The sequence below is a fragment of the Pseudomonas sp. TH49 genome (assembly GCF_016650625.1).
Taxonomy (GTDB): Bacteria; Pseudomonadota; Gammaproteobacteria; order Pseudomonadales; family Pseudomonadaceae; genus Aquipseudomonas; species Aquipseudomonas fluorescens_H.
The window spans coordinates 2764910-2788864 of record NZ_JAEKFL010000001.1; the positions used below are offsets into that span (position 1 = coordinate 2764910).

The window sequence follows — 23955 nt, forward strand, 5'->3', positions numbered from 1 at the left end:
CGCCTCAGTCTGTAGTCGCCAGTGCCGTCGTGGGCATTGGTTTGGGCCTGTGGAACAGCCGCTCAAGCCACAAGTATATGACCGGCGTGGTAAACAGCGTCAGCATCTGGCTGACCAGCAAGCCGCCCACCACCGCGATCCCCAGCGGCTGGCGCAGTTCGGCGCCGGTGCCGTAACCGAGCATCAGCGGCAGGGCGCCGAGCAGGGCGGCGAGGGTGGTCATGATGATCGGCCGGAACCGCGTCAGGCACGCTTCGAAAATCGCCTCCTGCGGCGCCAGTCCGCGATTGCGCTGGGCTTCCAGTGCGAAGTCGATCATCAGAATGCCGTTCTTTTTGACGATACCGATCAGCAGCACCAGCCCGATCAACGCCATGATCGAAAAGTCCTGACCGCAGATCCACAGCATGATCACTGCACCGAGCCCGGCCGCCGGCAGGGTCGAGATGATCGTCAGCGGATGCACGAAGCTCTCATAAAGCACGCCGAGAATGATGTACACCGCCACCAGCGCCGCAAGAATCAACCAAGGCTGACTGGCGAGCGAACTCTGGAATGCCTGCGCTGCGCCCTGGAAGTTGCCGCTGATTGCGGTCGGCATGCCGATTTCGGCCTTGGCCTGGTTGAGCAGGATCACCGCGTCGCCCAAGGCCACGCCGGGGGCCAGGTTGAACGACAGGTTGGCGGCGGGGAACATGCCGTCATGGGCAATCGACAGCGGGCCGATGGTCGGTGCGTCGAATTTCGCCAGCGCCGACAGCGGCACCATTTCCCCGCTCAACGGCGAGCGCAGGTAGAAATAGTTGAGGCTTTCGGCCTTGCCGCGCTGTTTGGTATCGAGCTCCAGAATCACGTTGTACTGGTTGACCTGGGTCTGGAATTCATTGATCTGGCGCTGGCCGAACGCGTCGTACAGCGCCTCGTCGACATCACTCGCGGTCAGGCCGAAACGCGCGGCGGCGCTGCGGTCGATGCTGATGTGGGTGATGCTGCCGCCCAGTTGCAGGTCATTGGAAATGTCGCGGAACGCCGGGATGCTGCGCAGCTTCTCGGTCAGGCGCTGGGTCCAGGTGGCCAGGGTCGCGCCGTCATTGCTCTTGAGCACGTACTGGTACTGGGCGCGGCTTGGGCCGGAGCTGAGGTTGATGTCCTGGCCGGCGCGCAGGTACAGGACGATGCCCGGGACTTTCATCAGTTTCGGACGGATACGGTCGATGAACTGGCTGGCCGAGACGTCGCGGTCGCCGCGTTTTTTCAGGGCGATCCAGAAGCGGCCGTTGGCGATGGTCTGGTTGCTGCCGGACACGCCCACCGAGTGGGAAAACGCTTCGACTGCCGGGTCGGCGGCGACGATTTCGGCCATCGCCAGGTGTTTTTTCACCATGTCGCCGTAGGAAATATCCGCAGCGGCTTCGGTGGTGCCGAGCACGAACCCGGTGTCCTGGATCGGGAAGAAGCCCTTGGGAATAAAGATGTAACCGGCAATTGCCAACCCGAGGGACAGGCAGAACACGCCAATCATCAGTTTCTGATGGGCGAGGGCGCGGCGCAGGCCTTTCTCGTACCACGCCAGCAGACGTTCACTGAAGCCCGGTTTGTCATGGGCGTGATGCACCGGTTTGCGCATGAACAGCGCGGCCAGGGTTGGCGCCAGCGTCAGCGATACCACCACCGAAATAAGGATGGTCGAAGTCGCGGTCAGGGCGAATTCCTTGAACAGCCGCCCGACCACGCCGCCCATGAACAGCAGCGGAATGAACGCCGCCACCAGCGAGAAGCTGATCGAGACCACGGTGAAGCCGATCTCGCCGGCGCCCTTGACCGCCGCCTCACGCATGCCGTCGCCGGCTTCCAGATGCCGGTGGATGTTCTCCACCACCACAATCGCATCGTCGACGACAAACCCCACGGCCACCACAATCGCCACCAGCGTCAGGTTGTTCAGGCTGAAACCGAGGATGTACATCAGGGCGAAACTGGCCACCAGTGACACGCCGAGCACTGCCGAGACAATCAGCGTCGCCGACAGTTGGCGCAGGAACAGCGCCATCACCGCCACCACCAGCAGAATGGCGATCAGCAGAGTAATTTCCACTTCATGCAGCGACGCGCGAATGGTCTGGGTGCGGTCGATCAGCACTTTGACCTGCACCGAGGCCGGCAGCATGGCTTCCAGGCCCGGCAGCGCCGCTTGAATACGGTCGACGGTTTCGACGATGTTCGCACCGGGCTGGCGCGAGATCACCAGGTTCACCCCGGGTTGATCACCGGCCCAGGCTTGCACGTAGGCATCTTCCGAACCGTTGACGACTTTGGCGACATCCCGCAGGTGAACCGGGGCGCCGTCCTTGTAGGAAACGATCAGCTGGCTGTAGTCCTCGGGATGGAACAACTGGTCGTTGGTCGACAGCGTGGAGATACTCGATTCGCCATACAACGCACCTTTGGCGAGGTTGAGGCTGGTCTGCTGGATCGCCAGACGAATGTCGGCCAGAGTCAGGCCGATGGCAGCCAGTTTGTCGGCCGAGGCTTGCACGCGGATCGCCGGACGTTGCTGACCGGTGATGTTGATCTGGCCTACACCGTCGATCTGACTGATCTGACGCGAGAGCAGGGTTTCCACCAGGTCGCTGAGTTCGGTGCCGGGCATTTGTGTGGAGCTGACACTGAGGATCAGCACCGGGCTGTCGGCCGGGTTGACCTTCTTCCAGGTCGGCAGCGTCGGCATGTCCTTGGGCAGTTTGCCGGCGGCGGTGTTGATCGCCGCTTGTACTTCTTGGGCGGCGGTGTCGATGCTTTTGTCGAGGGTGAATTGCAGGGTCAACAGGCTTGAGCCGAGCGCACTGCTGGAGGTCATCTGGGTCATGCCGGGGATGGCGCTGAATTGCACTTCAAGCGGCGTGGCCACGGAGGACGCCATGGTGTCGGGGCTGGCGCCGGGCAACTGCGCGGAAACCTGGATCGTCGGAAATTCCGCTTCCGGCAGTGGCGCAATCGGCAGGCGCGGGAAGGCAATCACCCCGAGCAGCACCAGAGCGAAGGTCAGCAGAATGGTCGCGACCGGGTGGTCGATACACCATGTGGAGACGCCTTTGTGCTCCTTCATGGCTTGGGCTCCGCTTCGACCACCTGCGGCGGCTCGGTCATCACCTGCACGGTCGAACCGGGCTTGAGCCGCGACTGGCCGTCACTGACTAATTGATCACCCGCCTTCACGCCTTTGATGATGTCCTGGCCGCTGCCCTGGTAAACCATCTGCACTTGTACGGCTTCGACCTTGTCGCCGTTCACGCGGTAAACGAAGTGTTGGTCGAGGCCGCGTTGTACGACGGTAGGCGGCACCACCAGCGCATTCTTATCCAGTGCCGTCTGAATTTTTACCGTCACCAGCAGGCCCGGCCAGAGCTTCTGGCTGGCGTTGTCGAATTCGGCCTTGGCGCGGATGGTGCCGGTGTTGGCGTTGATCTGGTTGTCGATCAGGGTCAGGTGACCTTCGCCGAGCAGGTTGCCGGTTTCGCCGTCAGTGTCGGCGCCGATGTAGGCCTTGACCTGCGCGTGCTGCGGGTCGTTGATCAGACCTTGCAGGGTCGGCAGCATCTGTTGCGGCAGCGAGAACTCGACGGCGATCGGGTCGATCTGGGTGACGGTGAACAGGCCCTGGGTGTCGGTCATGCGCAGGAAGTTGCCTTCATCGACTGTGCGAATACCGACGCGGCCGGTGACCGGGGAGCGGATCTGGGTGTAGGAAAGTTGTACCTGCGCGGCGTCAATCGAAGCCTGGTTGCCTTGGGCGGTGGCCTTCAACTGGTTGACCAGCGCCTGTTGCTGATCGTAGGTCTGCTTGGAGACGCCGTCGTCGACGCTGAGCAGTTTGTAGCGCTTGAGGTTGACCAGGGCGACTTCCAGTTGGGCCTGGCTTTCGCCCAGTTGTGCGCGGGCCTGATCAAGACTGGCGCGGATCGAGCGGTCGTCGATGGTGGCGAGCAGGTCGCCTGCTTTGACCAGTTGGCCTTCTTTGACGAGGATCTTTGTCAGAATGCCGTCGATCTGCGGGCGTACCACGACGCTGTGCAATGAGAGAACCGAACCGATGCCGCTGACGTAGCGGGGGACGTCCTTTTCGCTGACTGCCACGACCCGGACCGGGATGGCGGTGGGGGTGGCGAGTTTGGTCTGGGCCGGTTTGGTGGCGTACCACAGGCCCAGAGCGGCGACGATGATCAGCGGGGTGGCGAGCAGGGCGGTTCGTTTCTGGATTCGCATGCGATTGGGGCGCCAAGGGGTTGAGTTTGGGCAGGTTGGGTATTTATAAGCTTGTTTGGGGGTCAGGAGAGTGACGGCTAGCTGTCAGCGCTGTCAGTTTCGTTTGGCTTGGCGGCCTCTGGGCCGACCATGTTGTGGGTTGATGGGGGACATATCCGTTGCTGCGGTAACGGCTTCTTATGGTTCCGCTCTTACAGCGGCTCACTTTTCCAGACGCCGAAAAGTAAGCAAAAGGCTTGGCCCCAGCGTTCGGCCCTCGCTTAGGCTCGGGTTCCTTCGCTCCGGGATTGATCCGGGCGCAGCGCCTCCGGTTTGCTTCGCTGCACCTCCTCTCGCTGTGTTTGGCTGCGCCAAACGGTCGCTGCGCTCCCACCCCCGGATCAATCCCTCCACTCAGCCTGCCGACGGGGCCGGCACGGCAAGATCAAGAGCTTTCGGCGAGCTGACACTCGGCCATTTGAGTGGTGAAGAGCGTGCGTTCGGCTTTAGCGCTTTTGGGGAGCCAGCCTGCGAGCCGACCAATTTGCTGAATGCACTCAATCCAACTGTGGGAGCGGGCTTGCTCGCGAAGGCGGCCTGACAGCCGACCAATTTCCAGCTGAATGCACCCAATCCCATTGTGGGAGCCAGCCTGCTGGCGATGACGACAGTCCAGCCACCGCCATTCAAAACCGTGACCATCCCCCCAATTCCACCACCCAATATCTCTAAATCGGAACGTTTGTGCCTCGCAACATCTACGCTCCTAAAGATCCGCCCCCACCCGCGGATAAACGTTTTACAGCCCGGCCGTCAAATTAAGCGGGCCTCTTCGGGAGTGTCGTGCAATGAATCTGAAAACCGCTTTGGCGAGTGTGCTTGTTTTGCTTCCATTGGCAGTCTGTGCCGCGCCGCAATCGACTTCCGGCGAGATCCGTTTCACCGGACAGATTGTCGATTCCGGTTGTGCGGTGGAGCGTGCCGGGTCGTTGGGCTCCGATGTGTCCCGGCAGGTTGAAATCAAACCGGGTCTGCAGGTCGATGTGGACACCTATCGCAATGCTTGCAGCCATCAGTCGCTGCCGTTTTCCATGACCTATCAAGCGCTGAAGACGTCGAGCGATAAAGGCATTGTCACCATCACTTACCTGTAAACCGTTCGGCGAGCGGTGCAAATCTTCAGGTGCCGAGTCTGGGCGCGCAGGTATACTGCGCGCCTTCGCGGCTCACTGTTCGGGCCCGACTTTTTGCTTTGCGGAGCTTTTATGACTTCCCCGACCCAACCGCCGGTTGACGACGCTGTGAGCGATGTCCCGGCTGAACTGGCTGACGCCAGCGAGAGCAAACCCGAGATTCCGGCTTTCAAGTTCCCGTTCAAACCGGGTGAGTTGGCGGCGGCCAAGGGTTCGAATCAGCCGTGGTACAAGAACGGCGCCAAGAATGGCCACACCAAGACCCCAGGCATGGCGCCGCCGGGTACCCGTCGGTCGATGGGCAAGCGCTGAGTTTCATCCCGCCTTCAGCCATCGACTGCGATTTTCGGTCGCAGTGATGGCTAAGTGCTCAGATCCTGAGCCAGATCAATATTTGACCAATTGGTGCGCTTAGAGTCAGCAGCCCTGCCGACTCTTCCAATAAAACGAGCGCGCTATTGCATGAAGATCAATCTCCCGGTCACCGGCCGTAACGTCGATGTGGCGCACGATGCGAACATTCTTTCGACCACCGATCTGACCAGCGCGATCACCTACGCCAACGACGATTTCATCAGGATCAGCGGTTATAGCCGCGACGAATTGCTCGGCACGCCACACAACTTGTTGCGTCACCCGGACATGCCGGCGCAGGCGTTTGCGCATATGTGGCAGACGCTCAAGAGCGGGCGTTCGTGGATGGGGCTGGTGAAGAATCGTTGCAAGAATGGCGATCATTATTGGGTCAGCGCGTATGTCACGCCGGTTACGCAGAGCGGTGTGGCGGTGGAGTATCAGTCGGTGCGCACCCGGCCTGATGCGCGGCTCGTAGCTGCGGCGGAGCGAGCATATGCGCAGTTGCGCGACGAGCGTCCGGTGCTTCGGCTGCCGAGCCTGGGGCTGCGCGGCAGGATCACGGCGTTGGGCAGCACGTTGCTGGGTCTGGTGTTGGGGATCGAGGCCTGGTTGCGCCCGGAGTCGGCGTGGATTGATGGAGTGGCGTTTGTCGCCGGCAGCAGTCTTTGCGCGTTGGGCGTGCGCTGGATTTTGCGGCCGCTGGAACGCCTGACCGAGCGGGCGCGGCAGGTTGCGGACAATCCGTTGAGCCAGAGCATTTACACCGGGCGCCGCGATGAAATCGGCCAGATCGAGTTCGCCCTGCAGATGCTCGAAGCGCAGGTCGGCGCGGTGGTCGGGCGCATGGGGGATGCTTCGCAGCAGTTGGCCGGGCACGCGGCGCAACTGGTTGATCATCTGCAAAGCAGCCACAGCAGTTCGCTGGCCCAGCAGGCCGAAACCGATCAGGTGGCGGCAGCGATTCATCAGATGGCCGCGAGTGTCGCGCAGGTTGCCAGCCATGCGCAGCAGGCGTCGGTGGCGGCGGACATGGCCGGCACGGAAACGCGCGAGGGGCATTGGCTGGTGGGCGAGAGTCGCAGCGCGGTGTTGCGTCTGGCCGAGGAATTACGGCGGGCGACCGAGGTAATTCATCAGCTCGAAGGCCACAGCAGCGAGATTTCCGGGGTGCTGGAGGTGATCCGCAGTATCGCCGAGCAGACCAATCTGTTGGCGCTCAATGCGGCGATCGAAGCGGCGCGCGCTGGCGATGCCGGGCGTGGTTTTGCCGTGGTGGCGGATGAGGTGCGCGGACTGGCGCAACGCACGCAGCAATCGACCAACGAGATTCAGCGGATGATCAGCACCCTGCAAAACGGCGCGCGCGATGCGGTGCGGGTGATGCAACAGAGCAGCGAGCATGTGGATAACAGCGTCGAACAGGCACAGCGCGCGGCGTGGGCACTGGACGGGATCAGCGAGCGGGTCGAGCAGATCACCGAGATGAGCCTGCAGATTGCCGCGGCGGTGGAGCAGCAGAGTGCGGTGAGCGAGGACATTAATCGCAACATCGTCAGCATTCGCGCGGCGTCGGAATTGACGGTGGATGAGGGGCGGCAGAGTCAGCGCAATTCCGAGGATGTGGCGGGGTTGGCGGGGATTTGCGGTTGCTGGCGCGGGAGTTTTGGGGGCGGCGGCAGGTTCGAGATTGATGCAGCCTGTCCCGGCCCCTTCGGGAGCAAGCCCCCTCCCACAGGTGTATGGGGTGATCATTTATTCTGTGTACAACTCAGATTCCTGTGGGAGGGGGCTTGCTCCCGAAGGGGCCACTGCAGGCAGTACAAAATCCGGATCAAGCCGCCCGCAGCGAAATAAACGCATACGTCTGCGCCGGCTCAGTCACCACTTGCGCTCCGGTCGCCAACACTTGCCCGGCCACATCATCCCCGGACAAATGAAACAGCCATTCACTGGATGCTGTGTTCAGAGGCTGTGCAGAAACCTGATCGATCACGGCCGCAAATGCGCCCATCTCCGGCAAATATGCGGTAAACCCATCGCCCTTGAGCGCTGTGGTGCGAATGCCCAGTGCGGCGCAGATCGCATCCTTGATCCGGATGTCATCGCGGTCGGCCTGACGCGAACGCTGGATCAGCTCCAGCAGTTCCTGATCGACCAACTCCCCGCCGACAATCAGCAGCGGCCCCTGTTGCCATGACTCTGGCGGGCAATCCTTGGCGGCAGGGTTGAGTGCGATGTGCGGATTGATTTCTGCCGGATAAATCCTGCACACCAACGGCCGGCGTTCGTAAATCCGGCACAGGTTGTCTTCGTCAAGATTCCGGCAGCGACCGACGTTGTAGGCGGCGAAGGTGATTGCCACGTGGGCCTCGGTGGTACCGCTGCGCACTACCGCGGAACGCCGTTCGGCGTGTTCACGCTGCTGCGCCGGCAGGCCCAGGCCGTTGCCGAGAAAGGCCTCCACCAGCACGATCACCTGACCGCCATCCGCCGCCCACATGCGGGCTTCGGCGAGGGTCAGGGGCACATGGTGGTCGGTGCAGCATTTGCCGCAACCGACGCAGGAAAACGTCGTATTCATTGCACGATCAATCTTCAATCAGAGTGTGAAACGGCGACGTAAAGTCGCCAGGCTGAGGCTGATCGAAGCAAGTTGTGCGCCAGCCCTCAAGGCTTCGCGGTCGGACGGACCGAGTCCCACTCGGTGACGAAGGCGGTTTTCGACGTTTTGCTGTACAGGCACAGCTCGGTGCCTTGCTGGCCTTTCATGTGTTTTTGCGGGTATTGGCCTTGCAGCAGCACGGCGGTGTAGCCGACGCGGTCATCGAATTGCGCAGGGGTGCCGACCGGTTTGGCGTCTTTGAGGCCGCTGGCCTTGGTGCAACTGGCGAGTACGGTTTTGTCGTAGGCGGCCCAGGCGTCGGGACTGGAGGCGTGGGCCTGAGAGGCGAGGGCGGTGAGGCAGAGCAGGCTTAGGGTGAGGGCTTTCATGGTTGGGCATCCTTGGGTTTGGCCAAGGTTTGAGTATGCCTGGGGGTGAGAAGTTGCCTGGGCCGGCCTCTTCGCGAGCAAGCCCGCTCCCACAATTTGGAATACGTTCCCCCTGTGGGAGCGGGCTTGCTCGCGAAGACGGTCGATCAGTCCGGCACCAACTCCCGGCGAACCACATACATCCCGGCACTCTCATACAGACGCTGCGCCCGCAGGTTGTCTTCCAGCACCTTCAGATCAACAAATCCTTCGCGCCTTTGCTGAAACACCTTGAATGCATTCAGCAGCAATGCCCGACCCAAACCTCGGCCCTGAGCGCGTGGGTGCACCACCAGATTCTTGATGTACGAGCTGGTCCAGCACTGCGCCACGCCGATCACGCCTTCGGCGTCTTTGGCAATGAAACACAGCGCCGGGTCGTATTCGGGATCGCTCTCGAAGCGCAGCTGCCATTCCTCCAGTGCCGGCACCCGACCGCCGCCCTCACGGTAGCCGAGTTGCATCAGCTGATGCACCACCGCCGCCAGTTCCGGGCGATAAGTGCTCAGCTCAATGCCTTCCGGCCAGTGGATCGGCGGCACGTCTTGGCGAAGGTCGCGCCGCATCAAAAAGCAGTACGTCTGGCCCAAGGCTCAGTGACCGTTGGCGGCGACGTGTTTGGCCGCTTCGATCAGCCGCTGCGTCAGTTCCGGCGAGGAGAACTTGGTCAGCACCGCGTTGGCCCCGGCCAGACGCGCTTTCTCGCTGTTCATCGCGCTGTCGAGCGAGGTGTGCAGCAGCACGTAGAGGTGGGCGAAGTCCGGCGTCTCGCGCAGGGTGCGGGTGAAGGCGTAGCCGTCCATCTCGGACATTTCGATGTCGGAGACGATCAGGTTGATCTGTTGCGCGGTGCCTTGCAGATCCAGCAGGCAGTCGATGGCTTCCTTGGCACTGCGCGCGGTGTGACATTGCAGGCCGAGGTTGCGCAGGGTGTGCACCGATTGCTGCAACGCCACCTGGCTGTCGTCGACCACCAGAATCCGTGCGTTGCCCAGGACTTCGGCGTCTTCCATGCTCAGGTCGGTCGGGGCCATCTCGATCTGCGCCGGGGCGATGCTGTGGATGACTTTCTCGATGTCGAGCACTTGTACCAGTGTGCCGTCGACCGACGTCACGCCGGTGATATAGGCGCGCGAGCCGCCGGAGCCGAATGGCGGTGGCTTGATGTCGGTGGTCAGGCAATGGACGATTTTGCTCACCGCCTGAACGTGCAGGCCCTGCTTGGAGCGGCTGACGTCGGTGACGATCAGGCAGCCGCCGTTCGGGTCTTCCAGCGGTCGCTCGCCGATCGCGCGGCTGAGGTCGATCACCGACAGCGAAGCGCCACGCAGGGTGGCGATGCCTTTGACGTGCGGATGCGACTCCGGCATTTTGGTCAGCGGCGGGCAGGGGATGATTTCACTGACTTTCAGCAGGTTGATCGCCATCAGCTTGCCGCTGCGCAAGGTAAACAGCAGAAGCGAAAGTGAATCTGCGCGGGCTTTGTTGGAAGACATAAAAACCTTCTGTGGAAAAAGGTGATGGGCGAGGGTGCAAATCGCCAGAAACTATTGATGCCGGGTTATCGGCGTTAACGGGGTGGGCTTTAGGTCGGTTATCGGCTGGCGGCAGATCCAAAGCCCCTCACCCCAGCCCTCTCCCGAAGGGAGAGGGGGCCGAACGAGGTGTCTGGCGCTGTACATCGACCTGAATGACCGAGTCGATTATGGATTCAGTACAGATCTCTCACGTCGGCGGAATTCTTGAATATCCCCCAATCAGTCCCCTCTCCCTCCGGGAGAGGGCTAGGGTGAGGGTGTGCTTTTAGCTCTTCATCCCCAACCGCTTGGCCATCCGCCCAAGATTCGCCCGATCCAGGCCCAACTCCCGCGCCGCACTCGCCCAGTTGTCCTGATTGCGTTCCAGCGCCGCACTGATCAAGCGGCGCTGATACTCCTCAGTGGCGCTGCGCAAGTCGCCATTGATCAACGGTGCCACGGCTAAAATATTGGCAGTAGGCTCAGGCGAGTTATCCACAACCTCACGCGGCAGATCCAGATCCACCGCGCTCAAACTGAGAATCTTCGGCCTTACCTTGCAATTGCCCAGCGCTTTCAGTGCGCTGCGCCCGATCAAGTGTTCCAGCTCGCGCACGTTGCCCGGCCAAGTGTAGGCGAGCAACGCGTCCTGGGCGTCGCTGCTCAGGCGCAGGCTGTTGAGGCCCATGCGCGAGCGGTTCTGTTCCAGAAAGAAGCCGCTGAGCAGCAACACATCGCGGCCGCGATCGCGCAGCGCCGGGACCCGCAGCGGGTACACGCTCAGGCGGTGATAGAAGTCGGCGCGGTAGCGGCCGCTGCGCACTTCTTCAGCCAGATCGCGGTTTGTCGCGGCGATCAGGCGCACATCGACCTGATGTTCCTTGTCCGAGCCAAGCCGCTGCAACTGGCCGCTTTGCAGCACACGCAGCAATTTGGCCTGCACGGTCAGCGACAGTTCGCCGACTTCATCGAGAAACAGCGTGCCGCCATTGGCCAGTTCGAACTTGCCGCGGCGGTCGCTGGTAGCGCCGGTAAAGGCACCGCGCACATGGCCGAACAGTTCGCTCTCGACCAGGGTGTCGGGCAGGGCGGCGCAGTTGAGGCTGATGATCGGTTTGTCGGCGCGCGGGGAGGCGGCGTGGATCGCCTGCGCCACCAGTTCCTTGCCGACCCCGGTTTCGCCGGTGATCAGCACGGTCAGGTCGCTGCCGCCGACCAGATTGATCTCCTCCACCAGGCGTTTGTGCGCCTTGCTCTGGCCGATCATTTCGCGCGGCTGCTGGCCGCTGGCCTGGCGGTAGACCTCGGCGCGCTGGTGCTCGTCCTCGGCACGCAGCGCCAGGCGTTCGATACGTTCGGCGGCGTTGACCGTGGCCGAAGCGAGGCTGGCGAAGGCTTGCAAAGCGTCGAGTTCGATCGGCTCGAAACGCTCCGGGTCGAGCGCATCAAGGGTAATCAGGCCCCAGAGTTTTTCCTCGACGAACAGCGGGCAACCGAGACAGTCATGGACTTCGAGGTGATCGCCCAGACCATCGACCAGGCCATCGTAAGGATCGGGCAAGTCGCTGTCGGCGGCGAACCGGGTCGGCCCGGCACCGTCCAGCAGGATGGCAAAACGTGGGTGTTCGCTGACTTTGAAGCGTCGGCCGAGGGTGTCGGTGCTCAATCCATCCACCGCCAATGGCACCAGCCATTCGCCGTCGAGGCGCAGCAACGCGGCGGCGTCGCACGGCAGCAGGGCGCGCAGGGCTTCGAGCAGGCGTCGATAGCGCTCGCCTTCGGGCAGTTCGCGGGACAGGTCGGAGACCAGCGGCAGTAGAGCGGTGAGCAAGGATTTGGCGGTCATGGTCTTGTAGTCAAAGAGACTCTATGTAGTCGCTATGACTATAAGGCGCTTTGAGTCTAAATGACTACTTAAAAAATAAACCATTGATTTATAACGATAAATAATCTGGCACGAAAACTGATAAGCCTAAGGTAATTCTCAAAAAGCTCAGGAGTCGCTCTTATGCTTAGCGTCCAGGATCGTGCCATCGTCAAATCCACCGTGCCTCTGCTGGAAAGCGGCGGTGAAGCGCTGATCACCCACTTCTACCGCATGATGCTCGCCGAATACCCTGAGGTACGTCCACTGTTCAACCAGGCGCACCAGGCCAGTGGCGACCAGCCGCGTGCTCTGGCCAACGGCGTGTTGATGTATGCGCGGCACATCGATCAGCTCGACCAGTTGGGCGATCTCGTGGCGAAGATCATCAACAAGCACGTCGCCCTGCAAATCCTCCCGGAGCACTACCCGATTGTTGGCACCTGCCTGCTGCGCGCCATCTCCGAAGTGCTCGGCGACGAGATCGCCACGCCTGAGGTCATGAGCGCATGGGGCGCGGCGTACGGGCAACTGGCCGAGATTCTGATCGGCGCGGAGACGGCGATCTACGACCAGAAAGAACAAGCGGTCGGCGGCTGGCGCGGGGCGCGGGAGTTCATCGTGGTGGACAAGGTCGAGGAGAGCGCGGAGATCATCTCGTTCTACTTCGAACCGGCGGACAAAGGTCCGATCCTTGCTGCGCAGCCGGGCCAGTACATCGGCATGAAGTTGATCCTCGATGGCGAAGAGATTCGCCGCAACTACTCGCTGTCGGCGCTGGCGAACAAGGGCCAGTACCGCATCAGCGTGAAACGCGAGCCGGGTGGTCGTGCGTCCAACTACTTGCACGATCAACTGCACGTCGGCGCAAGCATTGCGCTGTTCCCGCCATCGGGCGAGTTCACCCTGACGGCCAGTGACAAGCCGTTGGTGCTGATCAGTGGCGGTGTCGGCATCACTCCGACTTTGGCGATGCTTGAAGCAGCGCTGCAAACCGAACGCCCGGTGCATTTTATCCACTGCGCGCGCAATGGCAGCGTGCATGCGTTCCGCGACTGGGTCGACGGTCTGGCGGCGCGTCATCCACAGCTCAAGCGCTTCTATTGCTACGCCGAAGATGACGGCGTAAGTCCGGCAGCGGACAAGCTCGGGATGCTGAGCGCCGAGCAGTTGGGTGAATGGTTGCCGCAGCAGCGCGATGTCGATGCTTACTTCCTTGGGCCGAAAGGCTTCATGGGGGCGATCAAACGGCATCTGAAAGCCTTGGGTGTACCGGAGCAGCAGAGCCGCTATGAGTTCTTCGGGCCGGCGGCGGCTCTGGAATGATCTGAAACGCGGTTGCCTTCATTCGCGAGCAGGCTCGCTCCCACGGGATTTGTGTTCGACGCAGATCCAATGTGGGAGCGAGCCTGCTCGCGAAGGCCGTTACGCGGTCTCTATTATCAAATTCTGTTTAAAGGTTAATCATTCCTTAACCGCCTTATCGTTTATTCCCCCGCTACTGCGCGGCGTAATGTCCCGCGTGTAGACTTGCGGGCAACCATCAGCCGTTCAACGGCTGAACCATGGATTTGAAAGGGAAACGCGATGAGCGAGGAAACGATTCGACTGGGACGTGAGCGGCGCTTTCTGGTGCTGTTGGGGGTCATCTGTCTGGCGCTGATCGGTGGCGCTCTTTATATGCAGATCGTGCTGGGCGAGGCGCCATGCCCGCTGTGCATCCTGCAGCGTTATGCCTTGCTGCTGATTGCGCTGTTCGCCTTTATCGGCGCGGCCATGCGCACCCGACGCAGCATCACGGTGTTCGAAGTGCTGGTGGTGATCTGCGCGATCGCCGGGGCCGGTGTCGCCGGGCATCATGTGTACACCCAGTTCTATCCGGCGGTGAGCTGCGGCATCGATGTATTGCAGCCGATTGTCGACGACCTGCCGTTGGCGAAGATCTTCCCCCTGGGCTTCCAGGTCGACGGTTTCTGTTCGACACCGTACCCGCCGATCCTCGGCCTGTCGCTGGCGCAATGGGCGCTGGTGGCGTTCGTGCTGGTGGTGATCCTGGTGCCGCTGCTGACCTCGCGCAACCGAAAAGCACTGCGCTGAGTCAACTCTTCGGCTGATTGGCCGATACAGAAAACGCCTCGATTTGCGGATCAGCCGATCGAGGCGTTTTGCATTTCAGAGTGTTTGTGAAATCACCGTGACGAACGGCAACAGAGAGTGCGGCAGGTGTGCGACATGTTGTCACACGCGCCATGTCGCAGGGTGTTTCGGCAACCCGGATTGGCGTAATGTTACAAAAAAGGATTGGTCTGTTTCAGCATTTTTCTGGTTTTGCACGGATGTGCCAGATCAGGCAGTTTTAACAAGCTCTGGCAGATGGCCAGAGGCCTTTGAATATCGGGCTTTGCGCCGATTCGCTGCCGGGAAAAAGCCTTCGGAGCTGTCTGAACTGAGGTGTATAGGCCTACATTTTTTGGTGTTTTTGTTGAGAATTGATTTCGATAACATGCGGAACTTTTGCAAAAACGGTGATGGATTGTTGCTCTGAGCGATAAAAATTATTTCGGGATAAGACATGGTGTATAGGGCGCTACCTATCTACAATCGCCCGCATTGAATTCCCGGCACTGCTCGGCCTTTATAAGGAACCGAGCAGGAAGTCGGGTGTCGAGCAGGCCGAAAGGCTTTTGAGACACCCAGGTGTCGGTGCCTTCCAACTTTCCGCACCAAATGGAATTGGTCTGTAACAAGGCCTTTGACCACGAATTCGAATAAGAACTGACCGCTGTCCCAAGGTTTTGTCGAGCGTCTGACGCGCGACGGGCGGCCCTTATTCAATCCAAAGAAAATGCCAACCCTTGGCAGGGTGAAGTGTTGGCGATCAAAACCCAACTGCATTGCGCAAGCTGCTTTAGAGGTCGTGAGATGAGTAAAAACAGGTACCCCAGATTACTAGGCCTAGTGCCGCTGCTCGGCACGTTGTTGCTGGGAGGCTGCAACATGACCCTGCTCAATCCAACGGGCCAGGTCGGCCTGGAACAGCGCAACCTGATCATCACCGCCACGCTGCTGATGCTGTTGGTCGTTGTGCCGGTTATCGTCATGACCTTCCTGTTTGCCTGGAAGTATCGCGCTTCCAACAAGGACGCCGTCTACACCCCGAAATGGTCGCACTCGACCAAAATCGAGGTGGCCGTCTGGACCATCCCGGTTCTGATCATCATCGCCCTGGGTTACATCACCTACATTTCGACCCACAAACTGGACCCGTACCGTCCGATTGAATCCGACGTCAAGCCGGTGACCATCGAAGTCGTTGCGCTGGACTGGAAGTGGCTGTTCATCTACCCGGAACAAGGCATTGCCACGGTCAACAAGATCGTGTTCCCGGCGCACACGCCAATCAACTTCAAGATCACCTCCGACGCCGTGATGAACTCGTTCTTCATCCCGGGCCTGGGCGGCCAGATCTACGCGATGGCGGGCATGCAGACCAAGCTGCACCTGATCGCTGACCGCAACGCTGAAATGGACGGTATCTCCGCCAACTACAGCGGTGCTGGTTTCACCGGTATGAAATTCAAAGCGATCGCAACTTCTCAGGAAGATTTCGACGCCTGGGTAAGTGAAGTCAAAAAGGCACCTAAACAGCTTGAACAAGCTGAATACGCAGCCCTTGCCAAGCCAAGCCAGAACAATCCAGTCGAGCTCTACTCCTCGGTCACGCCGAACCTGTTCCAGATCATCGTCGACAAGTACGAAGGCATGAAACCGGGCAAGCCGCTGAAGCACGAGAAGAAAGAGAAAGAAGTGGCGGCAACGGATATGGACTCGAATTCGCATTCAGCTGCCGGGGCAGAGGAGTAAACGATGTTTGGTAAATTAAGTTGGGAAGCGATCCCTTTCCACGAGCCGATCGTGATGGTCACCATCTCGATGATCGCGCTCGGTGGTCTGGCGTTGTTCGCTGCAATCACCTACTTCAAGAAGTGGACCTACTTGTGGACCGAGTGGCTGACGTCGGTCGACCACAAGAAAATCGGTGTGATGTACATCATCGTGGCCATGGTCATGCTGCTGCGTGGCTTTGCCGACGCCATCATGATGCGTACCCAGTTGGCCATGGCCACCGAGGGTTCGCCTGGCTACCTGCCACCTGAACACTATGACCAGATCTTCACCGCTCACGGTGTGATCATGATCATCTTCATGGCGATGCCATTCTTCACCGGCCTGATGAACCTTGCAGTGCCGCTGCAGATCGGTGCGCGTGACGTTGCCTTCCCGTTCCTGAACTCCCTGAGCTTCTGGCTGCTGGTGTCCGGCGTTGTGCTGATCAACCTGTCCCTGGGCGTCGGCGAATTCGCCAAGACCGGCTGGGTTGCCTATCCGCCTCTGTCGGGTCTGCAGTACAGCCCTGGCGTGGGTATGGACTACTACATCTGGGCGCTACAGCTATCCGGGTTAGGTACGACGCTGACGGGGGTCAACTTCCTCGCGACCGTGCTGAAAATGCGTACCCCTGGCATGAAACTGATGGACATGCCGATCTTCACCTGGACCTGCACCTGGGCTAACGTCCTGATCGTGGCTTCGTTCCCGATCCTGACCGCTACCCTGGCACTGCTGACCCTCGACCGTTACATGGATTTCCACATTTTCACCAATGAACTTGGTGGCAATCCAATGATGTACGTCAACTTGTTCTGGGCCTGGGGCCACCCTGAGGTTTACATTCTGATCCTGCCGGCATTCGGCATCTTCTCGGAAGTGATCTCGGCGTTCACCGGCAAGAAACTGTTCGGCCACCACTCGATGATCTACGCTTCGGGCGCGATCTCGGTACTGGGCTTCATGGTTTGGCTGCACCACTTCTTCACCATGGGTTCGGGTGCCAGCGTCAACGCCTTCTTCGGTCTGGCGACGATGCTGATTTCCATCCCGACGGGTGTGAAACTGTTCAACTGGCTGTTCACCATCTACCAGGGCCGTCTGCGCTTCACCAGCCAGGTGATGTGGACCCTGGGCTTCATGGTGACCTTCGCCATCGGCGGCATGACCGGCGTACTGCTGGCCATCCCGGGTGCTGACTTCGTTCTGCACAACAGCCTGTTCGTGATCGCCCACTTCCACAACGTGATCATCGGCGGCGCAGTCTTCGGCTACATCGCGGGTTTCGGCTTCTACTTCCCGAAAGCGTTCGGCTTCAAGCTGCACGAAGGCTGGGGTAAAGCAGCGTTCTGGTTCTGGATCTCGGGCTTCTTCGTCGCGTTCATGCCGCTCTATGCACTGGGCTTCATGGGCATGACCCGTCGTCTGAACGCCACCACCAACCCTGAGTGGGTACCGTACCTGTACGTTGCCATGTTCGGTGCGGTGATGATCGCTGTCGGTATCGCCTGCCAACTGATCCAGCTGTACGTCAGTGTGCGTGACCGCAACAAGCCAGAGAACATGTGCGAACACGGTGACCCGTGGAATGCCCACACTCTGGAATGGTCGACCTCGTCGCCACCTCCGTTCTACAACTTCGCTGTGCTGCCTAAGGCTGACTGCATCGACCCGTTCACCGAAGCCAAGGAAAACGGTACTGCGTACCAGGCTCCGGCCAAGTACGAACCGATCCACATGCCGAACAACACCGCCACTGGCGTGGTGATGGGCGCACTGCTGACCGTCTTCGGTTTCGCGATGATCTGGCACATCTGGTGGTTGGCGATCGCCAGCCTGGCCGGCACTGTCATCTACTTCGTGATCCACGCCGCACGTGACGACCAGGGCTACATGGTTCCGGTTGAAACGATCGAGCGCATCGAAGCCGAGCAGCACAAGCGTCTGGTCGCGGCAGGGAAAATCCCGGCCAATGCCACCCGTGTAACCTCGTTGGAACAGGCTTAAACCATGTCGAACTTAGTGACCAATGTTGGACACGCCCATGGTGACCATGGGCACGATGACCATCACCACGACTCGGGCGAGATGACCGTATACGGTTTCTGGCTCTACCTGATGACCGACTGCATTCTGTTTGCGTCGATCTTCGCGGTGTACGCAGTACTGGTAAACAACGTCGCCGGTGGCCCGTCGGGCCACGACATCTTCGAACTGCCATACGTGCTGGGCGAAACCGCTCTGCTGTTGTTCAGTTCGATCACCTACGGCTTCGCCATGCTGGCGTTGTACAAAGGTAAAAAGCAGCAGGTTCTGGGTTGGTTGTTCATGACCTTCCTGCTCGGCGCAGGCTTCATCGCCATGGAGATCAACGAGTTCCACCTGCTGATCTCCGAGGGCTTCGGTCCTAGCCGTTCGGGCTTCCTGTCGGCGTTCTTCACCCTGGTCGGTACCCACGGTCTGCACGTATCCGCGGGTCTGATCTGGATGGGCATCATGATGTACCAGGTCAACAAGCACGGCCTGACGGCGACCAACAAGACCCGTCTGAGCTGCCTGAGCCTGTTCTGGCACTTCCTGGACGTGGTGTGGATCTGCGTATTCACCGTTGTTTACCTGATGGGGACTCTGTAATGGCTAATGCACACTCCCATGACAGCCATGATGCTGGCCACGGCAGCGTAAAGTCGTACGCCATCGGCTTCATCCTGTCGGTGATCCTGACTGCCATCCCGTTCGGCCTGGTTATGTTCCCGACCTTGCCGAAGTCGACCACGCTGGCAATCGTTCTGCTGTTCGCGGTAATCCAGGTGATCGTTCACCTGTATTACTTCCTGCACCTGGACCGTTCGATTGCACAACGTAACAACGTGATCGCGTTTGTCTTTACGGCCATCGTGATCCTGCTGCTGGTTGGCCTGTCGCTGTGGATCATGTTCAGCATCCACACGTACATGATGGCGAAGTGAGGTAGACCCGATGTCGCTCAAGCACTTTATCCAAATCACCAAACCGGGGATCATTTTCGGTAACGTGCTTTCTGTGGCAGGCGGGTTCTTCCTGGCCTCGAAAGGGCATGTAGATCTGGCGGTGTTCCTGGCCGCCATGATCGGCACATCCCTGGTTGTGGCCTCCGGTTGCGTGTTCAACAACTGCATCGACCGCGACATCGACCTGAAGATGGAACGCACCAAGAACCGGGTGCTGGTGCAGGGCTTGATCTCCCTGAAACTGGCCCTGGTCTACGCGACCATCCTGGGTGTTCTCGGCGTTGCCTTGTTGTACAAGGTGGCCAACCCGTTGGCCGCCCTGTTCGCGGTAATCGGCTTCATCATCTACGTCGGCTTCTACAGCCTGTACCTCAAGCGCAAGTCGGTTCACGGCACGCTGGTGGGCAGTCTGTCGGGCGCCATGCCGCCGGTGATCGGTTACGTTGCCGTAACCAACAGCTTCGACATGGCCGCACTGACCCTGCTGGTGATGTTCAGCCTGTGGCAGATGCCGCATTCCTACGCCATCGCGATTTTCCGTTTCAACGACTACCTGGCCGCATCGATTCCGGTGCTGCCCGTCAAGCGCGGAATCGAAGTGGCCAAGAAGCACATCCTGCTCTACATCCTGGCGTTCCTCGTGGCGACCTTGATGCTGACTTTCAGCGGTTACGCCGGCATGAGCTACCTCGCCGTTGCCGCGGCCATGGGCATGTACTGGTTGTACATGGCCTGGACCGGCTACAAGGCGGTGGATGACACGGTCTGGGCACGCAAGCTGTTCGTGTTCTCGATCTTCACCATCACCGCCCTGAGCGTCATGATGTCCCTGGACTTCAAGGTGCCGGCCGAGCTGCTGCTGACGTACGCGCCGTAAGGCTGGATGGCTTCAAGAAAAACCCCGCACATCGAGAGATGTGCGGGGTTTTTTGTTGGGTAAATTATGCTGAATCGAGGTGACACCATCGCGAGCAGGCTCGCTCCCACAGGGGATTTGTGAACGACGCCAATCAAATGTGGGAGCGAGCCTGCTCGCGATGGCGTGCGCCGCCGATTTCGAAGGTTGCGCAGTACTGGCAAAACACCTAGATTTGGATCCAGTCTTCAGTGATAGCGCCATGCCACTCTCTCGGCGCTCAACTGTTCCACTCCGCGATTTTTCATGCATCGATCAAAAGGCTGGGCGAAATGACTGAGAGGATGACCTGCGACGAACGCTTCATTGCCCTGGCACACGAGCTGAATTACGACATCTACGGCGAGAACACCGCCGGCGGCAATTACGCGCCGCTGATCCGCCACCGCGATGAGTTGTACATCAGCGGCATGGTGCCGCGGGTCAATGGCAGGATTCTGTATCCTGGTCGCGTGGGGTTGGAGTTGACACTCAAGGACGCCCAGGCTGCCGCGAGCATCAGTGCCATGCGTTGCCTGGCGCTGATCGTCGATGCGGTCGGTTCGCTGGACAAGATCCGGGCGTTGTTGCGGGTCACGGTGTATGTGAAGTCGACCCCGGACTTCGTTGACCTGAGTGAGGTGGCCAACGGTGCATCGGACGTTTTCAGCCATGTGCTCGGTGATGCCGGGCGACATACGCGCACTACGGTCGGCGTGTATCAGTTGCCGAAGAACGCCGCGGTTGAAGTCGACATGATCGCAGCGGTGCAGCCGGAAGTCTGACCGCCGCGCCGCCCAACAAAAAGCCCCGCCTGAATTTCAGTGCGGGGCTTTTTTGTCGGCGACGGGTTTACTGCGCAGCGATGCTGTAGCCATCGAACGCGGTCTGCTGTTGCAGGGCGGTGATGATGTTCTTGCGGTTGATCGCGTGTTCGGTGCCGGCGTTGTCGACGAAGGTCTCGCCCTCCAACTCGGCCTCTTCGCCTTCACCGACGAAGGTGAAACCGAGGAACTCCAGCGCTTCACGGTCAACGTTCATACGCGAGCGCGGCGTGCGCAGCGGCAGGGTCACGCTGCTGCCGTCCTTGCTGATGGTGAAGATTTCGATTTCTTTCTTGGCGCGGGCGGCTTTGCTCTTGCCGCCGCTCGGGTTGCTGATCGCCTGATGGGTCTGGTTCAGCACTTTGAGCGCGAGGCCGTAGACGATTTCCTGGAATGCCGGATCGTCCTTGAAGCAGGACAGGATGCGGCCGATCGAGAACTTGCTGCTCAGGTCTTCGAGGGCGGCGATGTCGGCGGCCTCGGCGTCCTTGAGGCGCTTGAGTTCGCCCATCAGCTCGTAGGCCTTGTCGTCATCGAAGCTGTCGTGCGCCTGACGGATCGCGGCGCGCAGCTCGCGGATCTGGTCGCTTTCGCGGGTCGACTGGAAAGCATCCAGCACCATCTCGCTGATGATCTTGGCTTGTGGAAGGTGTTGTGAAAGATTGATGGAGTTTTCGTATTCCGCTTTTGACGATTCGGTGACTACGGATTCAGCGGTGTTGAAATCGGACATTGAAATTTCACTACTTTTTTAACTTGAGTTGAGACGAGAAAGCACGGGGTCTTTTTCAGGCCGGTTAATTTAGGGGAGCGGGGCGGCGTTGTCACGGAACAACAGTCCGGTGGTGCGGATTATTTGTCCGGCGTGTTCAGGTTCATCGAGCGCACCATCCACTGTTCAGCGGTTTGCTGATCGGTCGGCAGCGTGAAGCGGAAAGTTGCGCCCCGCCCGGCGACATCGACCAACTGAATGTCTCGCCCGTGCAGTTGCAGGATGCGGTGGACGATGCGCAGCCCCAGTCCTCCGTCGCGTCGCGCACCACCAATATTGAACGGACGCAGGAACAGACCTTCGCGCAACTCGGGTGCGATGCCGGGGCCGGTGTCGCTAACCGTGACTTCGACCAGTACGCCCTGGGGTTTCAGATCCAGCTCGATTTCGCCGCCCGGCGGTGTATGGCGCAAGGCGTTGTCCACCAGGTTGGTCAGCACCCGTTCGATCAAGCCAAGGTCGGCGCAGACCGTCGGCAGGTTTGGCCCGAAGCTGGCCTTGAGTTCGACGTGGCGGGCTTCGGCGGCCAGTTCGAATTTCTGGAAGATGTCCTGCAGCAGATCGATCAGGGAGAAGCGTTCCAGCACCGGTTGCACAAAGCCGTGTTCCAGACGCACCAGCTCCAGCAACGATTGCGCCAACCCGCCTACCTTGCGGCTTTGATCGAGAGCGATGCCCAGATAGCGGCGCCGCTCCTCGGCAGAGAGCGTGGCGTCCTTGAGTGACAGGGTTTCCAGATAGCCGTGCAGCGAGGCCAGTGGTGTGCGCAGGTCGTGGGAGATGTTCGCCACCAGTTCACGGCGTTCCTGATCCTGGCGGGTCAACGACCGCCACTGTTCCCCTAGGCGGTTTTGCATTTGCCGGAAGGCAGCGTCGAGCACAGCGATTTCATCCGGGTCAGCGGTTTTATCCACAGCGGCTAGCATGACGGGCGCAGATTGCGGTGTACCGTCGATGTCGAAGCGGCTGACAGTTTCAGTCAACCGGCGCAATGGCCGGGTAATCAGGTTGAATGCCGTGAGGCCGGCAATCAGGCACAACAGCGCCACCAGCCCGATTGATAGCAACGCGGTATTGAGCGCAGCACTGGTCGCGCCGCGTTCGGCGAAACGATCATGTTCTTCACTGAGCAACACCACGTACAGATAGCCCGCAGGCTTGCCATTGACCTTCAGTGGCGCGGCACTGAACACCTTGCGGCCGTCGACGCTGCGCGGGTCATCGCCGAGGATCGGCAGCGGTTGATCGTCGAGCAGGCGCTTGATCGGTACGAGGTCGACTTTTTCCCGTCGCATCCGACCCTCGGGTGCGGCATTGCCGACGATCCGACCCTCCGTGTCGAGCAGGTACACCTCGACACTCGGGTTGACCAGCATCAACTGGCTGAACAGTTCGCGCACGGCGCCGGGCATCAAGCCATTACTGTCCATCAGCACCGTGTCATGGGCGATGTGCTGCGCCAGATCCCGCGACAGGCCTTGCACCACTTCCAGCTCGTGCATCTTGCTGGAGCGCACCTGCAGCCATGCCGAGGTGCCGCAGCACACCAGCAGCAACACGGCGAATACGACGGACAGGCGCTGCGACAGGGTCAGTTTCATGGTTGTTCCGTGCCGAATTTATAGCCACGGCCCCACACGGTGAGGATGCGTGTCGGTTGCGCCGGATCGCTTTCGATTTTCGCCCGCAAGCGATTGATGTGCGTATTGACCGTGTGCTCGTAGCCTTCGTGGCTGTAACCCCATACCGCATTGAGCAGGTCCATGCGCGAGAACACCTTGCCCGGTTGTCGGGCGAAGAAATACAGCAAGTCGAACTCGCGCGGGGTGAGGTCCAGGCGCGTGCCATTGAGGGCGACATCGCGGGTGATCGGGTCGATGCTCAGACCATCGAGATTGAGGCTGCCGGCGTCCATTTTCAGGTTGCGCGCCATGGCGTCGACCCGGCGCAGCAAGGCTTTGACCCGGGCCACCAGTTCCAGCATTGAAAACGGTTTGGCGAGGTAGTCGTCGGCACCCAGTTCCAGACCGAGGATGCGGTGCAATTCGCTGGAGCGTGCGCTGGTGATGATGATCGGCGTATAGCGCGCCATCGCCCGGGCGCGGCGGCAGATTTCCAGGCCGTCGACCCCCGGCAACATCAGGTCGAGGATCAGCGCATCCCATTGCCCCTGTTGCAACAGGCGCACGCCTTCGTCGCCGTCGGCGCAGTGCAGGACGTCGTAATGTTCATCGCGCAAATGCAGGCAAATCAAATCGGCGATGTGTTGGTCATCCTCGACCACGAGGATGCGTCTGGTCGGTTCCATCAAGCTCAATCCTTCGGCGCAGTGAGCGCATTGTGCGGGTTTTCCTCGGGGCGAGTTATCACGAATTCGTTAACT

21 protein-coding genes are annotated in these 23955 nt (G+C 60.2%); 11 read left to right on the plus strand and 10 right to left on the minus strand.

The genetic code is table 11. The annotated features are described in order from the left end of the window. Positions 1–4: 4 nt before the first annotated feature. Complete coding sequence (locus JFU48_RS12645; protein WP_201136632.1) at positions 5–3106, minus strand: multidrug efflux RND transporter permease subunit; 3102 nt, start codon at positions 3104–3106, stop codon at positions 5–7. Beyond that, the gene (locus JFU48_RS12650) at positions 3103–4263 is read right to left on the minus strand and encodes an efflux RND transporter periplasmic adaptor subunit (RefSeq protein ID WP_103485649.1); all 1161 of its coding nucleotides are present in this window, start codon (positions 4261–4263) and stop codon (positions 3103–3105) included. Before JFU48_RS12650 ends, JFU48_RS12645 begins: the two co-directional genes overlap by 4 nt. Positions 4264–5090: 827 nt before the next feature. On the opposite strand from JFU48_RS12650, the gene JFU48_RS12655 reads away from it, so the two are divergent. The 3 genes from JFU48_RS12655 to JFU48_RS12665 all read left to right on the plus strand — a co-directional run bounded on the left by JFU48_RS12655 (position 5091) and on the right by JFU48_RS12665 (position 7646). After that, a complete protein-coding gene (locus JFU48_RS12655) occupies positions 5091–5396 on the plus strand; it encodes a type 1 fimbrial protein (RefSeq protein ID WP_003228002.1) in 306 nt (101 codons plus the stop codon). Positions 5397–5507: 111 nt separating this feature from the next. Then, positions 5508–5747 (plus strand): hypothetical protein, encoded by a 240-nt coding sequence (locus tag JFU48_RS12660; RefSeq protein ID WP_064589103.1) that lies wholly within the window; start codon positions 5508–5510, stop codon positions 5745–5747. Positions 5748–5897: 150 nt separating this feature from the next. Then, complete coding sequence (locus JFU48_RS12665) at positions 5898–7646, plus strand: methyl-accepting chemotaxis protein (RefSeq protein ID WP_446739767.1); 1749 nt, start codon at positions 5898–5900, stop codon at positions 7644–7646. On the opposite strand, the gene JFU48_RS12670 is transcribed toward JFU48_RS12665, so the two are convergent. From JFU48_RS12670 to norR, 5 genes are all read right to left on the minus strand, one after another. Further along, positions 7624–8373 carry a YkgJ family cysteine cluster protein gene (locus JFU48_RS12670; RefSeq protein ID WP_201136633.1) on the minus strand — a complete coding sequence of 250 codons (750 nt, stop codon included), beginning with the start codon at positions 8371–8373 and terminating at the stop codon, positions 7624–7626. The genes JFU48_RS12665 and JFU48_RS12670 overlap by 23 nt on opposite strands. Before the next feature lie 86 nt (positions 8374–8459). Further along, positions 8460–8783 (minus strand): hypothetical protein, encoded by a 324-nt coding sequence (locus tag JFU48_RS12675; protein WP_103484045.1) that lies wholly within the window; start codon positions 8781–8783, stop codon positions 8460–8462. A gap of 146 nt (positions 8784–8929) precedes the next feature. Beyond that, positions 8930–9388, minus strand: coding sequence for a GNAT family N-acetyltransferase (locus JFU48_RS12680; protein WP_201136634.1), 459 nt, complete (start codon positions 9386–9388; stop codon positions 8930–8932). A 27-nt stretch (positions 9389–9415) separates the two neighbouring features. Next, positions 9416–10318 carry a chemotaxis protein CheV gene (locus JFU48_RS12685; protein ID WP_003227992.1) on the minus strand — a complete coding sequence of 301 codons (903 nt, stop codon included), beginning with the start codon at positions 10316–10318 and terminating at the stop codon, positions 9416–9418. 307 nt (positions 10319–10625) lie between these two features. Further along, positions 10626–12185 (minus strand): nitric oxide reductase transcriptional regulator NorR, encoded by a 1560-nt coding sequence (norR, locus tag JFU48_RS12690; protein WP_201136635.1) that lies wholly within the window; start codon positions 12183–12185, stop codon positions 10626–10628. 162 nt (positions 12186–12347) lie between these two features. On the opposite strand from norR, the gene hmpA reads away from it, so the two are divergent. The 8 genes from hmpA to JFU48_RS12730 all read left to right on the plus strand — a co-directional run bounded on the left by hmpA (position 12348) and on the right by JFU48_RS12730 (position 20761). Next, on the plus strand, positions 12348–13529 hold the full coding sequence (gene hmpA, locus JFU48_RS12695; RefSeq protein WP_103484048.1) for an NO-inducible flavohemoprotein: 1182 nt from the start codon (positions 12348–12350) through the stop codon (positions 13527–13529). A gap of 261 nt (positions 13530–13790) precedes the next feature. Then, positions 13791–14300 carry a disulfide bond formation protein B gene (locus JFU48_RS12700; RefSeq protein ID WP_003227988.1) on the plus strand — a complete coding sequence of 170 codons (510 nt, stop codon included), beginning with the start codon at positions 13791–13793 and terminating at the stop codon, positions 14298–14300. Between the two features lie 825 nt (positions 14301–15125). Further along, on the plus strand, positions 15126–16067 hold the full coding sequence (gene cyoA, locus JFU48_RS12705) for a ubiquinol oxidase subunit II (RefSeq protein ID WP_003227985.1): 942 nt from the start codon (positions 15126–15128) through the stop codon (positions 16065–16067). 3 nt (positions 16068–16070) lie between these two features. After that, complete coding sequence (gene cyoB, locus JFU48_RS12710; protein ID WP_003227984.1) at positions 16071–18098, plus strand: cytochrome o ubiquinol oxidase subunit I; 2028 nt, start codon at positions 16071–16073, stop codon at positions 18096–18098. A gap of 3 nt (positions 18099–18101) precedes the next feature. Beyond that, entirely contained in the window at positions 18102–18725 is a 624-nt protein-coding gene (cyoC, locus tag JFU48_RS12715; RefSeq protein ID WP_003227982.1) for a cytochrome o ubiquinol oxidase subunit III, read from the plus strand. Beyond that, on the plus strand, positions 18725–19060 hold the full coding sequence (cyoD, locus tag JFU48_RS12720) for a cytochrome o ubiquinol oxidase subunit IV (protein ID WP_003227981.1): 336 nt from the start codon (positions 18725–18727) through the stop codon (positions 19058–19060). The genes cyoC and cyoD overlap by 1 nt, the downstream gene beginning before the upstream one ends. Positions 19061–19070: 10 nt before the next feature. Then, positions 19071–19958, plus strand: a complete 888-nt coding sequence (gene cyoE / locus JFU48_RS12725) for a heme o synthase (RefSeq protein ID WP_003227980.1) — start codon at positions 19071–19073, stop codon at positions 19956–19958. 311 nt (positions 19959–20269) lie between these two features. Beyond that, the gene (locus JFU48_RS12730; protein ID WP_027612161.1) at positions 20270–20761 is read left to right on the plus strand and encodes a RidA family protein; all 492 of its coding nucleotides are present in this window, start codon (positions 20270–20272) and stop codon (positions 20759–20761) included. A gap of 67 nt (positions 20762–20828) precedes the next feature. On the opposite strand, the gene JFU48_RS12735 is transcribed toward JFU48_RS12730, so the two are convergent. The 3 genes from JFU48_RS12735 to JFU48_RS12745 all read right to left on the minus strand — a co-directional run bounded on the left by JFU48_RS12735 (position 20829) and on the right by JFU48_RS12745 (position 23880). After that, the gene (locus JFU48_RS12735; protein ID WP_201136636.1) at positions 20829–21533 is read right to left on the minus strand and encodes a hypothetical protein; all 705 of its coding nucleotides are present in this window, start codon (positions 21531–21533) and stop codon (positions 20829–20831) included. A 119-nt stretch (positions 21534–21652) separates the two neighbouring features. Beyond that, positions 21653–23173 (minus strand): sensor histidine kinase, encoded by a 1521-nt coding sequence (locus JFU48_RS12740; protein WP_201136637.1) that lies wholly within the window; start codon positions 23171–23173, stop codon positions 21653–21655. Then, on the minus strand, positions 23170–23880 hold the full coding sequence (locus tag JFU48_RS12745) for a response regulator transcription factor (RefSeq protein ID WP_201136638.1): 711 nt from the start codon (positions 23878–23880) through the stop codon (positions 23170–23172). The genes JFU48_RS12740 and JFU48_RS12745 overlap by 4 nt, the downstream gene beginning before the upstream one ends. Positions 23881–23955 lie beyond the last annotated feature (75 nt).

What these genes read in the sequence shown, in the direction of transcription:
- JFU48_RS12730 (WP_027612161.1), top strand. Translation starts at nt 20,270, where the DNA reads ATGACTGAGAGGATGACCTGCGACGAACGCTTCATTGCCCTGGCACAC.
- cyoB (WP_003227984.1), top strand. Translation starts at nt 16,071, where the DNA reads ATGTTTGGTAAATTAAGTTGGGAAGCGATCCCTTTCCACGAGCCGATC.
- JFU48_RS12745 (WP_201136638.1), bottom strand. Translation starts at nt 23,880, where the DNA reads ATGGAACCGACCAGACGCATCCTCGTGGTCGAGGATGACCAACACATC.
- cyoA (WP_003227985.1), top strand. Translation starts at nt 15,126, where the DNA reads ATGAGTAAAAACAGGTACCCCAGATTACTAGGCCTAGTGCCGCTGCTC.
- JFU48_RS12735 (WP_201136636.1), bottom strand. Translation starts at nt 21,533, where the DNA reads ATGTCCGATTTCAACACCGCTGAATCCGTAGTCACCGAATCGTCAAAA.
- JFU48_RS12685 (WP_003227992.1), bottom strand. Translation starts at nt 10,318, where the DNA reads ATGTCTTCCAACAAAGCCCGCGCAGATTCACTTTCGCTTCTGCTGTTT.
- JFU48_RS12680 (WP_201136634.1), bottom strand. Translation starts at nt 9,388, where the DNA reads ATGCGGCGCGACCTTCGCCAAGACGTGCCGCCGATCCACTGGCCGGAA.
- hmpA (WP_103484048.1), top strand. Translation starts at nt 12,348, where the DNA reads ATGCTTAGCGTCCAGGATCGTGCCATCGTCAAATCCACCGTGCCTCTG.
- JFU48_RS12645 (WP_201136632.1), bottom strand. Translation starts at nt 3,106, where the DNA reads ATGAAGGAGCACAAAGGCGTCTCCACATGGTGTATCGACCACCCGGTC.
- norR (WP_201136635.1), bottom strand. Translation starts at nt 12,185, where the DNA reads ATGACCGCCAAATCCTTGCTCACCGCTCTACTGCCGCTGGTCTCCGAC.
- cyoD (WP_003227981.1), top strand. Translation starts at nt 18,725, where the DNA reads ATGGCTAATGCACACTCCCATGACAGCCATGATGCTGGCCACGGCAGC.
- JFU48_RS12675 (WP_103484045.1), bottom strand. Translation starts at nt 8,783, where the DNA reads ATGAAAGCCCTCACCCTAAGCCTGCTCTGCCTCACCGCCCTCGCCTCT.
- JFU48_RS12655 (WP_003228002.1), top strand. Translation starts at nt 5,091, where the DNA reads ATGAATCTGAAAACCGCTTTGGCGAGTGTGCTTGTTTTGCTTCCATTG.
- JFU48_RS12660 (WP_064589103.1), top strand. Translation starts at nt 5,508, where the DNA reads ATGACTTCCCCGACCCAACCGCCGGTTGACGACGCTGTGAGCGATGTC.
- JFU48_RS12650 (WP_103485649.1), bottom strand. Translation starts at nt 4,263, where the DNA reads ATGCGAATCCAGAAACGAACCGCCCTGCTCGCCACCCCGCTGATCATC.
- JFU48_RS12700 (WP_003227988.1), top strand. Translation starts at nt 13,791, where the DNA reads ATGAGCGAGGAAACGATTCGACTGGGACGTGAGCGGCGCTTTCTGGTG.
- cyoE (WP_003227980.1), top strand. Translation starts at nt 19,071, where the DNA reads ATGTCGCTCAAGCACTTTATCCAAATCACCAAACCGGGGATCATTTTC.
- JFU48_RS12740 (WP_201136637.1), bottom strand. Translation starts at nt 23,173, where the DNA reads ATGAAACTGACCCTGTCGCAGCGCCTGTCCGTCGTATTCGCCGTGTTG.
- JFU48_RS12670 (WP_201136633.1), bottom strand. Translation starts at nt 8,373, where the DNA reads ATGAATACGACGTTTTCCTGCGTCGGTTGCGGCAAATGCTGCACCGAC.
- JFU48_RS12665 (WP_446739767.1), top strand. Translation starts at nt 5,898, where the DNA reads ATGAAGATCAATCTCCCGGTCACCGGCCGTAACGTCGATGTGGCGCAC.
- cyoC (WP_003227982.1), top strand. Translation starts at nt 18,102, where the DNA reads ATGTCGAACTTAGTGACCAATGTTGGACACGCCCATGGTGACCATGGG.